Source organism: Jannaschia sp. R86511, from assembly GCF_042466345.1.
Taxonomy (GTDB): Bacteria; Actinomycetota; Actinomycetes; order Actinomycetales; family JBBAYJ01; genus Aquipuribacter.
On sequence record NZ_JAXHCD010000001.1, the window covers coordinates 2,967,329 to 2,980,069 of the forward strand.

10 protein-coding genes and 1 pseudogene are annotated in these 12,741 nt (G+C 73.8%); 1 reads left to right on the forward strand and 10 read right to left on the reverse strand.

Going from position 1 to position 12,741, the window contains the following annotated elements:
• Positions 1 to 56: 56 nt before the first annotated feature.
• From SJY06_RS13945 to metH, 4 genes and pseudogenes are all read right to left on the reverse strand, one after another.
• Entirely contained in the window at positions 57 to 503 is a 447-nt protein-coding gene (locus tag SJY06_RS13945) for an ABC transporter substrate-binding protein (RefSeq protein WP_380169714.1), read from the reverse strand.
• Between the two features lie 52 nt (positions 504 to 555).
• A pseudogene (locus SJY06_RS13950) lies at positions 556 to 1,749 on the reverse strand (ABC transporter substrate-binding protein); the annotation flags it as partial.
• Between the two features lie 152 nt (positions 1,750 to 1,901).
• Positions 1,902 to 2,597: an HAD family hydrolase gene (locus SJY06_RS13955; protein ID WP_380168144.1), complete on the reverse strand. Its 696-nt coding sequence runs from the start codon at positions 2,595 to 2,597 to the stop codon at positions 1,902 to 1,904.
• 38 nt (positions 2,598 to 2,635) lie between these two features.
• Positions 2,636 to 6,133: a methionine synthase gene (gene metH / locus SJY06_RS13960; RefSeq protein ID WP_380168145.1), complete on the reverse strand. Its 3,498-nt coding sequence runs from the start codon at positions 6,131 to 6,133 to the stop codon at positions 2,636 to 2,638.
• 56 nt (positions 6,134 to 6,189) lie between these two features.
• On the opposite strand from metH, the gene SJY06_RS13965 reads away from it, so the two are divergent.
• Entirely contained in the window at positions 6,190 to 7,059 is an 870-nt protein-coding gene (locus SJY06_RS13965; RefSeq protein ID WP_380168146.1) for a PAC2 family protein, read from the forward strand.
• 239 nt (positions 7,060 to 7,298) lie between these two features.
• Here the strand turns inward: SJY06_RS13965 and mshC are convergent, their stop codons facing one another.
• From mshC to SJY06_RS13995, 6 genes are read right to left on the reverse strand one after another with little or no spacing between them, the layout of a single operon-like run.
• Positions 7,299 to 8,552 (reverse strand): cysteine--1-D-myo-inosityl 2-amino-2-deoxy-alpha-D-glucopyranoside ligase, encoded by a 1,254-nt coding sequence (gene mshC, locus SJY06_RS13970; protein WP_380168147.1) that lies wholly within the window; start codon positions 8,550 to 8,552, stop codon positions 7,299 to 7,301.
• 51 nt (positions 8,553 to 8,603) lie between these two features.
• On the reverse strand, positions 8,604 to 9,479 hold the full coding sequence (locus SJY06_RS13975) for an SCO1664 family protein (RefSeq protein WP_380168148.1): 876 nt from the start codon (positions 9,477 to 9,479) through the stop codon (positions 8,604 to 8,606).
• A gap of 10 nt (positions 9,480 to 9,489) precedes the next feature.
• Positions 9,490 to 10,047: a DUF3090 domain-containing protein gene (locus SJY06_RS13980; RefSeq protein ID WP_380168149.1), complete on the reverse strand. Its 558-nt coding sequence runs from the start codon at positions 10,045 to 10,047 to the stop codon at positions 9,490 to 9,492.
• 9 nt (positions 10,048 to 10,056) lie between these two features.
• Positions 10,057 to 10,803 carry an MSMEG_4193 family putative phosphomutase gene (locus SJY06_RS13985; protein ID WP_380168150.1) on the reverse strand — a complete coding sequence of 249 codons (747 nt, stop codon included), beginning with the start codon at positions 10,801 to 10,803 and terminating at the stop codon, positions 10,057 to 10,059.
• A 25-nt stretch (positions 10,804 to 10,828) separates the two neighbouring features.
• The gene (locus SJY06_RS13990) at positions 10,829 to 11,647 is read right to left on the reverse strand and encodes an undecaprenyl-diphosphate phosphatase (protein WP_380168151.1); all 819 of its coding nucleotides are present in this window, start codon (positions 11,645 to 11,647) and stop codon (positions 10,829 to 10,831) included.
• On the reverse strand, positions 11,644 to 12,714 hold the full coding sequence (locus SJY06_RS13995; protein ID WP_380168152.1) for an LLM class F420-dependent oxidoreductase: 1,071 nt from the start codon (positions 12,712 to 12,714) through the stop codon (positions 11,644 to 11,646). The genes SJY06_RS13990 and SJY06_RS13995 overlap by 4 nt, the downstream gene beginning before the upstream one ends.
• Positions 12,715 to 12,741: the final 27 nt, after the last annotated feature.

The following is a 12,741-nucleotide window of genomic DNA, read 5'->3' on the forward strand; positions in this document are numbered from 1 at the left end:
CGTGCCTGCGTGGGCGGCGGTCGGTGACCGCCGCCCACGCAGGCGGGTGGATCAGGTCAGCTGTCGGAGACCGTCAGCAGGTTGAACACCTCGTTGGAGACCGGGCTGGGCGTGAAGCCCTCGATACCCGGACGCAGCGCGAGCGCCGCCTCGGTGGTGGCGTAGGGCAGGCCCGGCAGCAGGTCCATGATCTGCCGGTTGGCGTCCTCGTACAGGGCCGTGCGGGCGTCGACGTCGGTCTCGGCCTCGGCCTGGTCGAGCAGGTCGAAGATGGCCTGGTCCTCGAAGCCCCAGGCGGGGTCGGGGCCCTGGAAGAACGTGCCCAGGAAGTTGTCCGGGTCGCCGAAGTCGCCCGTCCAGCCGAGCAGGTAGATCGGGGCGCCACCGCTCTGGGCGGCGTCCAGGAAGTCCGGCGTCCAGGGGGCGCCGGTCGCCTCGACGGTGAACCCGACCTCCTCGAGGTCGGCCGCCATCAGCTGGAAGTTGGCGGCGGGGTCCGGCATGTAGGGCCGGGAGACCTCGGTCGGGTACCAGAAACTCGAGCGTGAGGTCGGTGACGCCGGACTCCGCGATGAGCTCGCGGGCGCGCTCCGGGTCGTACTCGTAGGTCGTCACGTCGTCCGCGTAGCCGAACAGCGACTCCGGCATGAACTGCGTCGGGACCGACGAGCCCTCCGGGTAGTTGGTCGAGATGATGTTCTCGCGGTCGATCGCGTGCGCGATGGCCTGCCGGATCTGCAGGTTGTCCAGCGGCGGCGCGGCCTGGTTGAAGCCGATGTAGCCCACGGTGAACGCCGGACGACGCAGGATCGTGTAGCCCTCGGACTCCAGGACGTCGACGTCGGCCGGGTCGACCAGGTCGTAGGCGTCGATGCCGCCGGACTGCAGCTCCTGCGCCCGGGCGGGGCCGTCGGCGATGGGCCGGAAGACGAGGTTCTGGATGTCGGCCGTCTGGCCCCAGTAGTCGTCGTTGCGCTCCAGCACCAGCTGGTTGCCGCGCTCCCAGGAGACGAACCGGAACGGGCCGGTGCCCGTGGGGTTCTCGGTGCCGTAGGTGCCCGTGAACTGGGGCTCCTCACCGCTGCCGGTGATCTCGTCGGCGCCGAACTCCTCCAGCGCGGCCGGGCTGCCGATGCTGAACGCGGGCAGCGACAGCGCCGACAGGAACGTCGACGACGGCCGCGTCAGGGTGATGGTCGCGGTCAGCTCGTCGGTCGCCTCGCAGGAGGAGTACAGGCTCTCCGGCGCGGCCGGGTCCTCGTTCTCGGCGAAGCCGCCCATGACGGTCGACCAGTAGTACGACACGTTGCTGGCCTGCTGGATGCCGGTGAAGTTGTACCAGCGGTCGAAGTTGAAGCAGACCGCCTCGGCGTCGAAGGCCTCGCCGTCGTGGAAGGTCACGCCCTCGCGCAGGTCGAAGACCCACTCCAGGCCGTCCTCGCTGGGCGTCCACTCCTCGGCGAGCTGCGGCACGATCTCGGTGCCGCCCTCCTCGGTGGTGACCAGGCCCTCGAAGATGGACCGGATGACCCGCAGCGACTCGCCGTCGCTGACGTAGGCGCCGTCCAGGATGACCGGGTCGGCGCTGGCGCCGAACACGAACGTCGCGTCGGAGGCGGAACCGTCCCCGCCGGCCGCGCCGGACTCCTCGTCGGTGCTGGCGGTGTCGCCGCCGCAGGCGCTGAGGGCCAGGGCGGCGGCAGCTGTGACCGCCGCGACCCTGAGGCCGCGCTTGGTTGTTGACCGCATGTGACTCCCCTGTAGGTGCGACCCGTGGGGCGGGTCGGATCGTGCGAACCTACGACCTCCGGGCGCAAATTTTGTGAGGCAGGCGTCACGGTTCCATCACGAATCGCGCGGACGGTCCGGTTTGCGGAGTCATCCGCACCGCCCCGTGGAACTCAGCGGACGAGGTCGACCACCGAGCCGGAGGCCAGCCGGCCGAGCATCTGGACGTCCAGGCCCTCGAAGCCCGGCAGCCGGCTGCGGCCGACCTTGGCGGGGATCGCCACGTGCAGCGGGACGGCCAGCACCCGGCACCCGGCCGCCTCGGCCGAGGCGACGCCGGGCGGGGAGTCCTCGATGGCCACGCACCGGCCCGGGTCGACGCCCAGGCGTTCCGCCGCGGTCAGGTACGGCTCGGGGTGGGGCTTGCCGTGGGTGACGGCGTCCCCGGTGACCACGGTGGCGAACGTGCCCGCGGGCAGCGCGTCCACGATCGCCCCGGCGAGGTTGGCGTACGACATGGTCACCAGCGCCTGCGGGACCCCGGCGGCCGCGCAGGCCTCCAGCAGCTCGCGCGCGCCGGCGCGGAACGGCGGGTCCTCTCTCACCCGGACCACCATGCGCTCCAGCAGCGCGTCCACCACCTGCTCCGAGGTCAGGTCGATCCCGCTGCGCTCGACCAGGATCTGGCCGCTGACCGGCAGGGCGTTGCCCACCAGGGCCAGGCCGTCCTCGTGGGTCCAGGTGCCCCCGTGCGCGGTGACCAGCTCGGTCTCGGCCTCGATCCAGTAGGGCTCGGTGTCGACCAGGGTGCCGTCCATGTCCCACAGGACGGCGGCGGGCAGGGCGTCGCGGGTGGTGCTCGGGCTCACGGGGCTCCTGTCGGATCGGGTGCCGTTGGGATGGACGCTCAGGTCGCGTTGAAGTACTTGGCCTCGGGGTGGTGGACGACGATGGCGTCGGTGGACTGCTCGGGGTGCAGCTGCAGCTCCTCCGACAGGTCCACGCCGATCCGCTGCGGCTCCAGCAGCCGGACCAGGTCCCTGCGGTGCTCCAGGTCCGGGCAGGCCGGGTAGCCGAAGGAGTAGCGCGAGCCGCGGTAGCCCTGGCCCAGGATGCCGTCGATGTCGGGCGCGTCCTCGGCGACGACGTCCAGCTCCTCGCGGATCCGGGCGTGCCAGCGCTCGGCCAGCGCCTCGGTCAGCTGCACGGACAGCCCGTGCAGCTCCAGGTAGTCGCGGTAGGCGTCGCGCTCGAACAGCTCGGCGGTCACTGTGGCGACCTGCGAGCCCATCGTCACCAGCTGCAGACCGAGCACGTCGGGCCGGCCGTTGGCCTGCACCCACTCGCGCGACTTGTGGAAGTCGGCCAGGCACAGCCGGCGGTCGCGGCGCTGGCGCGGGAAGGTCCAGCGGGCCACGACCTCCTCGGAGTCCGGGCCGGCCAGGACGCACAGGTCGTCGCCCTCGGACCAGACCGGGACGTAGCCGTAGACCACGGCCGCCTCGAGCACGCCGTCGGTCCGGACGCGGTCCAGCCAGTGCCGCAGCCGGGGTCGGCCCTCGGTCTCCACCAGCTCCTCGTAGGACGGGCCGCCGTCGGCCCGCGAGCCGCGCAGGCCCCACTGGCCCAGGAACGTGGCGCGCTCGTCCAGGTAGCCGACGTACTCGGCCAGCGGGATGCCCTTGACCACGCGCGTGCCCCAGAACGGCGGGGTGGGCACGGGCGCGTCCGGGTCGACGTCGCTGCGACCGGTCGGCGCGTCCTTCTCGGCCTCGACCAGCGCGGCCGGGCGCTGCTTGACCCGGCGGGCCCGCAGCGCGGGCAGCGCCTCCCGCTCCCCGCGCTTGACCTGCATGATCGCGTCCATCAGCCGCAGGCCCTCGAACGCGTCGCGGGCGTAGCGGACCTCGCCCTGGTAGATCTCCGCCAGGTCGCCCTCGACGTAGGCCCGGGTCAGCGCCGCGCCGCCCAGCAGGACGGGCATGTCGGCGGCGATCCCCCGGGAGTTCATCTCCTCGAGGTTCTCCTTCATGACCACGGTGCTCTTGACCAGCAGCCCGGACATGCCGACCGCGTCGGCCCGGTGCTCGGTGGCGGCGCGCAGGATCTCCGACACCGGCTGCTTGATGCCGATGTTGACCACGGTGTAGCCGTTGTTGGTCAGGATGATGTCGACGAGGTTCTTGCCGATGTCGTGCACGTCGCCCTTGACGGTGGCCAGCACGATGGTGCCGCGGCCGTCGTCGTCGGTCTTCTCGATGTGGGGCTCCAGGTGCGCCACGGCCGTCTTCATCACCTCGGCGGAGGTCAGCACGAAGGGCAGCTGCATCTCGCCCTTGCCGAACAGCTCGCCGACGACCTTCATCCCGGCCAGCAGGTTGTCGTTGATGATGTCCAGCGCGCTCTGCCCGCCCGCGATGGCCTCGTCGAGGTCGGCCTCCAGGCCGTTGCGCTCGCCGTCGACGATGCGCCGGGCCAGCCGCTCGCCCAGCGGCAGGGCCAGCAGCTCCGCCTGCCGCTCGGCCTTGACGCCCGCGGTGTCGACGCCGGAGAACACCTCCAGCAGCTTCTCCAACGGGTCGTAGCCGGGCCGGCGCCGGTCGTGGATCAGGTCCATCGCCACGTCGAGCTGCTCGGCGGGGATCCGGGACAGCGGGACGATCCGGGCCGCGTGGACGATGGCGGAGTCCAGGCCCGCCTTGACCGCCTCGTGCAGGAACACCGAGTTGAGCACGACGCGGGTGGCCGGGCTGAGCCCGAAGCTCACGTTGGACACGCCCAGGGTGGTGTTGACGGTGGGGTGGCGCTGCTTGAGGACGCGGATCGCCTCCAGCGTCTCCACCGCGTCGCGACGCGTCTCCTCCTGACCGGTCCCGATCGGGAAGGTCAGGGTGTCGACGACGATGTCCTCCTCGCGCATCCCCCAGTCCTGGGTGAGCGCGGTGATGAGCCGCTCGGCGATGGCCACCTTGTGCTCGGCGGTGCGGGCCTGGCCGGTCTCGTCGATGGTCAGCGCCACGACCGCCGCCCCGTGCTCGACGACCACGGGCATCACGCGGGCGAACCGGCTGCCCGGGCCGTCGCCGTCCTCGTAGTTGACGCTGTTGACCACACCGCGCCCGCCGGACAGCTCCAGGCCCCGCTCGACGACCTCCGGCTCGGTGGAGTCGATGACCAGGGGCAGGGTGGAGGCGGTGGCCAGTCGGCCGACGACCTCGGTGACGTCGCCGACGCCGTCCCGGCCGACGTAGTCGACGCAGACGTCCAGCAGGTGGGCGCCGTCGCGGGTCTGGCCGCGGGCGATGTCGACCAGGTCGTCCCAGCGGGACTCCAGCATGGCCTCGCGGAACGCCTTGGAGCCGTTGGCGTTGGTGCGCTCCCCGATCGACAGGTAGCTGACGTCCTGCTTGAACGGCACGTGGGTGTACAGGCTGGCCACGCCCGGCTCGGGGCGGGGCCGCCGACGCGCGGGGGTGCGTCCCCCGACCCGGTCGACGACGGCGGCGACGTGCTCCGGGGTGGTGCCGCAGCAGCCGCCGACCAGGGCGAAGCCGAGCTCGGCGGTGAACTGCTCGTGGGCGTCGGCGAGCTCGGTCGGCGTGAGCGGGTAGTGCGCCCCGCCCTTGGACAGCACCGGCAGGCCGGCGTTGGGCATCACCGACAGGCCCGTGTCGGCGTGGCGGGACAGGTGGCGCAGGTGCTCGCCCATCTCGGCGGGGCCCGTGGCGCAGTTGAGCCCGACCCCGTCCACCCGCAGCCCCCGCAGCACCGTGAGCGCGGCGGGCGTCTCGCTGCCCAGCAGCATGGTGCCGGTGGTCTCGACCGTGACCTGGACGTAGACCGGCAGGCTGAGCCCGGCCTCGGTCATGGCGCGGCGGGCGCCCACGACCGCGGCCTTGGCCTGCAGCAGGTCCTGGACGGTCTCGACCAGCAGCAGGTCGACCCCGCCGGCCAGCATGCCCGCGACCTGCTCGGCGTACCCGTCGCGCAGCGAGGCGTAGGTGGCGTGGCCCAGGCTGGGCAGCTTGGTGCCCGGCCCGATCGACCCGATCACCCAGCGCGGCCTCGCCGGGGTCGACCACGCCTCGGCCGCCTCCCGGGCGATCCGGGCGCCGGCCTCGGCCAGCTCGCGGACCCGGTGCTCGATGCCGTACTCGCCGAGGTTGCCGACGTTGGCCCCGAACGTGTTGGTCTCCACCAGGTCGGAGCCGGCCTCGAAGTAGGCGTCGTGGACCGAGCGCACGATGTCGGGGCGGGTGACGTTGAGGACCTCGTTGCAGCCCTCGTGGCCCTGCATGTCCTCCAGGGACGGGTCGGCCGCCTGGAGCATGGTGCCCATCGCCCCGTCGGCGACGACCACCCGGGTGGCCAGGGCCTCGACCAGCGAGGCGGCGCGCGAGGTCATGGCCGCGAGTGTAGGTGCGTAGGCTTGCCGCCGGTCCGAGGAACCCAGGAGGTGACATGACGGACGACCCAGCAGGCGGCAGGGCCCACCCCGACGGTGACGGCCCCGCCGGCGCGGCGGGCGCACCGCTGCTCGTGGCGGCGTTCCGCGGCTGGAACGACGCCGCCGACAGCGCGAGCGACGCCGTCACCCACCTGGCCGAGTCCTGGGGGGCCGACGTGCTGGCCGAGCTGGACCCGGAGCCGTACTACGACTTCCAGGTCAACCGGCCCGAGGCGGTCATCGGGGAGGACGGCTCCCGTGAGCTGGTGTGGCCGGGCACCCGGGTGCTGCGCGCCGAGGTCCACGGCCGGACGGTGCTGCTGGTCGACGGCACGGAGCCGTCCACCCGCTGGCGCTCGTTCTGCGGCGAGATCCTGGCCCTGGCCGCCGCCCACGGCGTGCAGCGCGTGTTCACGCTGGCCGCGCTGCTGACCGACGTGCCCCACACCCGGCCCATCCCGGTGAGCGTGACCACGCAGGACGTGGCCACCGCCGAGCGCTGGGGCCTGGAGGTGTCGACCTACGAGGGCCCGACCGGCATCGTGGGCGTGCTGCAGCACGAGGCGGCCCGGCTGGGCGTCGGCGGGGTGTCGCTGTGGGCCGCCGTGCCGCACTACGTGGCCCAGCCGCCCAACCCCAAGGCGAGCCTGGCCCTGCTGAGCCGGCTGGAGGACCTGACGGGCCTCGCCAGCCCGTCCGCCGACCTCGGCGAGGAGGCCGAGGCGTGGCAGCGCGGGGTCGACGAGCTGGCCGCCGACGACGAGGAGATCGCCGAGTACGTCGAGCAGCTGGAGCAGGCGCGCGACACCGCCGACCTGCCCGAGGCCTCCGGCGAGGCCATCGCCCGGGAGTTCGAGAAGTACCTGCGCCGCCGGGAGCGCTGAGCCCCGCTAGCGGCCCGGCGCGGCCCGGCGTCCGGTCGCAGCGAGCCCGATCGACGACGCCTTGATCCACGCCCCCGTCGACCGGGCCCCGGGCCGGCTCGATCGACGACGCCTTGATCCTCGCCCCTGTCGACCGGGCTCCGGGCCGGCTCGATCGACGACGCCTTGATCCACGTCCTCGTCGACCCTGTGGGCCCTGTGGAGCGCGCCGAACCCGCGCCCACGGCCCGCCGGGCGGGCTAGAGCCGGACGCCCAGCAGGGCGTCGACGGCGCGGGACACGAGGCCCGGGGCGCCGAGGTCGTGGGGCTCGGCGTGCTCGCCGGCCTCTTGCCGGGTGCACCAGTCGTCCACGGCCCGCAGGGCGGTCGGGGCGTCCAGGTCGTCGGCCAGCGCGGCGCGGACCGCGGCCAGGGTCGACCCCGCCTCGGGGCCGCCCTCGCGCGAGACGGCCGAGCGCCAGCGGTCGGCGCGGGCGGCGGCGGACTCGACCTCGGCCGCGCGCCACGTCCAGTCGCTGCGGTAGTGGTGGGACAGCAGGGCGAGCCGGACGACGTGGGCGGGCACCCCGGCGGCGGTCAGCCGGTGGACGAACTCCAGGTTGCCCTTGGACTTGCTCATCTTCTCGCCGTCCAGCCCCACCATGCCGGTGTGGGCGTAGGTCCGGGCGTACGGGCGCAGGCCGAGGGCGTGGCTGTGGGCGGCGCCCATCTCGTGGTGGGGGAAGGCCAGGTCCGACCCGCCGCCCTGCACCGCGAACCCGTGGCCCAGCTCGGCCAGGGCGATGGCGACGCACTCCACGTGCCAGCCGGGCCGCCCGTCCGGCAGGCCGTCGGCGGGCCAGGACGGCTCGCCCTCGCGGCGGCCGCGCCACAGCAGCGGGTCCAGCGCATCGCGCTTGCCGGCCCGGTCGGGGTCGCCGCCGCGCTCCGCCGCCAGGCGCAGCATGTGCTCGCGGTCCAGGCCGGACACCGCCCCCAGGTCGGCCACGGCCGCCACGTCGAAGTAGACGTCGTGGGTGTCGCTGCCCTCGACGGGCAGCCGGTAGGCGGCACCGGCCTCCTCCAGCCGGCTGACCAGGGCCCCGACCTCGGCGACGACCTCGGTGACGCCGACGAACGCGTGCGGCGGGATGACGGCCAGGGCCGCCATGTCGTCGCGGAACACCTCGGTCTGGCTGTGGGCCAGGTCGCGCCAGTCGACCCCCGTCGCGGTGGCCCGCTCCAGCAGGGGGTCGTCGACGTCGGTGACGTTCTGCACGTACCGGACCCGGTGGCCGGAGTCGAGCCAGGCGCGGTGCAGCAGGTCGAAGGCGACGTAGGTGGCCGCGTGGCCCAGGTGGGCGGCGTCGTAGGGGGTGATCCCGCAGACGTACATGCCGGCCCCGCCCGAGACGGGCACGTCGACGACCCGCTGCAGCGAGGTGTCGAACAGGCGGACCTCGTCACCGGTGCCGGGCAGGTGCGGGATGGACGGCTCCGGCCAGGACTTCACGGCGGGCAGCCTACGACGACGGCCGGGTCGGTCCGGCCACCGGGACCGGGCTCAGATCGCGGGCCACGGGATGGACGGCCAGCCGCCCGACGGCTCGGGCATGACCCCGGCGTCGAGCAGCTCGGCCACCCGCTCCCGGGTGCGGTCGAGCTCGTCCAGGCGCAGCAGCCGCTCCAGCATGTCGCTGAGCGGGGCCCCGTCGGCCAGGGCGTCGGCCAGGTGCGCCAGCTCGGCCCGCTCCCCCGCCTGCAACGGCTCGCCCGCCCAGCCCCACAGCACGGTGCGCAGCTTGTCGTCGGTGTTGAAGGTCAGGCCGTGGTCGACCCCGCGCACCTGACCGACCGGCCCGCGCAGCACGTGCCCGCCCTTGCGGTCGGCGTTGTTGGCCACCGCGTCCAGCAGGGCCATCCGCCGCAGCCGGGGGTCGTCGCGGTGCACGAGCAGCAGCGGGTCGCCCGCGGCGGACTCCGCCTCCAGCACCGTCAACCAGCCCTCGCCCAGGGCCGTCGGCTCGACGACGTCCACCAGCGGCTCGCCGTCGGTCTCCTCCACCCACAGCTGGACGCTGCCGGGCCCGAACGGTCCGTCCGGGCGCGGGACGGTCAGCGGCACCGTGTCCCAGCCGGCCGCGTCGCACAGCAGGTACGTGGCCACCTCGCGGTCGGCCAGGGTGCCGTGCGGGAAGTCCCACAGCGGGCGCTCACCGCGCACCGGCTTGTAGACCGCGCGTGTGGCGAGCCCGTCCAGGGACACCTCGACCAGCAGGGTGGCGTTGGACGCCTGCACCAGCCGACCCACCACCTCGACCGCGCCGTTCATCAGCACGACGGCCATGGCGGCGGGGTCGGCCAGGCGGGGGTCGGCCGGGCGCGGGTCGGGGGCCGGGTCCGTGGCCGGACGTCGGGGGCTGGTGCGACCGGGGCTCACGCGACCAGTGTCAGCGGCGGTAGCCGTTGGCGCGCGGGCAGACGTGCCCCTGCGGGTCCAGCGGGTCCCCGCAGAACGGGCACGAGGGCCGGCCGGCCTGCACGACGGCCTCGGCCCGGACGACGAACGCGCGGGCGGCGGCCCCGTCCAGGCTGACCCGGAGCATGCCGAGGGTGGGGTCGGCCTCGACGGCCTCGGCCGGGTCGCTGACGCCCTCCGTCTCGGTCACCTGCAGGGCCTCGATGACGACCCGGTCCCGGTCGGAGTCCCAGGCCAGGCTCATGATGCCGACCCGGAAGTCCTCCTCGATGGGGGTGGTCAGCGGGTCGGTGTCGACGCTGCCGTCCGGCGCGAGGGCGGGCACGGGCGCCGTGCCGCCGCTACGGCTGACGACGAGGTCGAGCAGCTCGTCGATCCGCTGGGCCAGCACCTGCACCTGGGCCTTCTCCACGGCCACCGAGGTGACGCGGCCACGGTCGCTGGCCTGCAGGAAGAAGGTCCGCTGCCCGGGGTCGCCGACGGTGCCGACGACGAATCGCCGGGGCGGGTCGTAGTCGTAGACGGGCACCGGAGCACCCTATCCGCGACCGTCGGTGCCCGAGCCCGATCCCCCGCCCACCACGGCGTCGGAGCTGTCAGCCGTGCGCGAACGCCCCCGCCGGGGCTTGGTCCCGGTGAACCCCGACAGGTCGCCGCCGGTGTCGTTGAGCCGGAGCAGGAACGGCCGGGTGGCGGTGTAGCGGATGGCCGTGACCGAGGCCGGGTCGGCGACGATCCGCTGGAACGTGTCCAGGTGCGAGCCCACCGCGTCGGCCACGACCGCCTTGATGACGTCGCCGTGGGTGACCGCGACCCACACGGCGTGCTCGCCGACCTCGGCGCGCAGCCGGGCGTCGGTGTCGCGCACCGCGGCCACGGCCCGGGCCTGCACGTCGCGCAGCGCCTCGCCGCCGGGGAACTGCGCGGCCGAGGGGTGCTGCTGGACCACGGCCCAGTGCGGCTCCTTGGCCAGCTCCTTGAGGGCTCGGTTGGTCCAGTCGCCGTAGTCGCACTCGCTGAGCCGCTCGTCCAGCACCAGATCGGGCCGGTTCCGGAGCCGGCCCCGCGGGCCGTGGACGGCGCGGACGGCCTCGGCGGTGTCCACGCAGCGCTGGACCGGGCTGGACACCACGGCCGACAGCGCGACGGGGGCGAGCCGGGTGGCCACCGCCTGCACCTGGGCGCGCCCCACGTCGTCCAGCAGCACCCCCGGGGTCCGACCGGCGAGGACGCCGGCGGTGTTGGCGGTGCTCCGACCGTGGCGCAGCAGCAGGACCGTGGGCACGAGGCGAGGGTACGTCCCCGCCGGGTCAGGCCTGGACGGTGCCGGTGATCAGCAGCAGGTAGATGACGGCCGCCAACCCGATCCGGTACCAGACGAACACCCCGAACCCGCGGGTCGAGACGAAGCGCAGGAACCAGTGGATGACCGCCAGCGCCACGACGAAGCCGATGGCCGTCGCCAGGATCGTCGGGCCCCACGCGACCGGACCGTCGCCGATCTCCCGCAGCTCGAACAGCCCGGAGGCGTAGACGGCCGGGATGGCCAGCAGGAACGCGTACCGGGCCGCGGCCGCGCGGCTGTAGCCCAGCAGCAGCCCGGCGGTGATGGTGCCGCCGGAGCGGGAGACGCCGGGGATCAGGGCCATGGCCTGGGCGAAGCCGTAGAGGATGCCGTCGCGCCAGGTCAGGTCGCGCAGCTCCTTGACCTCGCTGGCCTTCTTGTCGGCGTAGCCCAGCAGCAGGGCGAAGACCCACAGCATGGTGGCCACGATCCACAGGCTGCGCAGGTCATCCCGGATGAAGTCCTGGAACACGAACCCAAGCACCCCGATGGGCAGGGAGCCCAGGATGATGAGCCAGCCCATCCGGGCGTCGGGGTCGTCGCGCGGCCGCTTGCCCACCAGGGACAGCGACCAGGCGGTGACGATCCGGACGATGTCGCGGAAGAAGTAGACGACGACGGCGGTCTCGGTGCCGATCTGCGTGACGGCCGTGAACGAGGCGCCGGGGTCGGTGCCCATGAGCTCGCCCACGACGCGCAGGTGCGCGCTGGAGCTGATCGGGAGGAACTCCGTCAGCCCCTGGACGAGACCGAGGACGGCACCCTCGAGGTAGCCGACGCTCATCCCGCGCGACCCGAGGCGTCCAGCGCCTCGGCGGCCGAGCGGAGCATCTGCAGACGACCGGGCAGGTCGGGGGCGAAAGGCACGACGTTGAGGGTAGTGACCCCGGCGACGGCCAGCGCCGCCATCCGCTCCGCGACACGCGCGGGCGGGCCGAGCAGGCTCGTGCGGTCCACGAACTCGGTGGGGACCGCCGCCGCGGCGTCGCGGGGACGACGGTCCAGGTAGGCGTCCTGGACCTGCTCGGCGGCCTCCTCGTAGCCCATCCGCCGCGCCAGCGCGTTGTAGAAGTTCTGCTTCCGGCTGCCCATGCCGCCGACGTACAGCGCCGCGTAGCCCCGGACGGGGTCCGCGGCCGCCTCGACGAGCCGGGACTCCGGGCCGTCCGGGGTGATCACCAGCGGGCTGGTCGCGCACACGTCGAAGCCCGACAGGTCGGTGAGGCCCGAGGCCCGACGGCCGGCCAGGAGCCGGTCGAGTGAGTCGCCGACGTGCTCGGCGGAGACGAACAGCCCGAGCCAGCCGTCGGCCACCTCCCCCGTGAGCTCCAGGTTCTTCGGCCCCAGGGAGGCCAGGTACACCGGGATCCGGTCGCGGACCGGGACGACGGTCAGCCGCAGCGCCTTGCCCGGCCCGTCCGGCAGCGGCAGCACGTGGTGGCGGCCGTCGTAGGCCACCGGCTGCCGCGACAGGGCGAGGCGGACCACGTCGACGTACTCCCGGGTCCGACCGAGCGGGGCGTCGAAGCGCACCCCGTGCCAGCCCTCGGACACCTGCGGCCCGGACACCCCGAGCCCCAGCCGGAACCGGCCGCCGGACAGCGTGTCCAGCGTCGCCGCGGTCATAGCGGTCATGGCCGGTGTGCGGGCGGGGATCTGCATGATCGCGCTGCCGACGTCCACCGACGTGGTCTGCGCCGCGATCCACGCCAGCACGGTCGGCGCGTCGGAGCCGTAGGCCTCCGCCACCCACACCACGGCGTAGCCCAGCCGGTCCGCCTCACGGGCCAGCTCCAGGTTGTCGGCGTCGTTCCCGCCACCCCAGTACCCGAGGTTCAGCCCTAGTCGCATCGGACCAACCTAGCCACCCCCCTAGGC

Excerpts from the sequence above, each read along its gene's own strand:
- SJY06_RS13945 (WP_380169714.1), bottom strand. The coding sequence starts at position 503 with ATGCCGGACCCCGCCGCCAACTTCCAGCTGATGGCGGCCGACCTCGAG.
- metH (WP_380168145.1), bottom strand. The coding sequence starts at position 6,133 with ATGACCTCGCGCGCCGCCTCGCTGGTCGAGGCCCTGGCCACCCGGGTG.
- SJY06_RS13965 (WP_380168146.1), top strand. The coding sequence starts at position 6,190 with ATGACGGACGACCCAGCAGGCGGCAGGGCCCACCCCGACGGTGACGGC.
- SJY06_RS13990 (WP_380168151.1), bottom strand. The coding sequence starts at position 11,647 with ATGAGCGTCGGCTACCTCGAGGGTGCCGTCCTCGGTCTCGTCCAGGGG.
- SJY06_RS13995 (WP_380168152.1), bottom strand. The coding sequence starts at position 12,714 with ATGCGACTAGGGCTGAACCTCGGGTACTGGGGTGGCGGGAACGACGCC.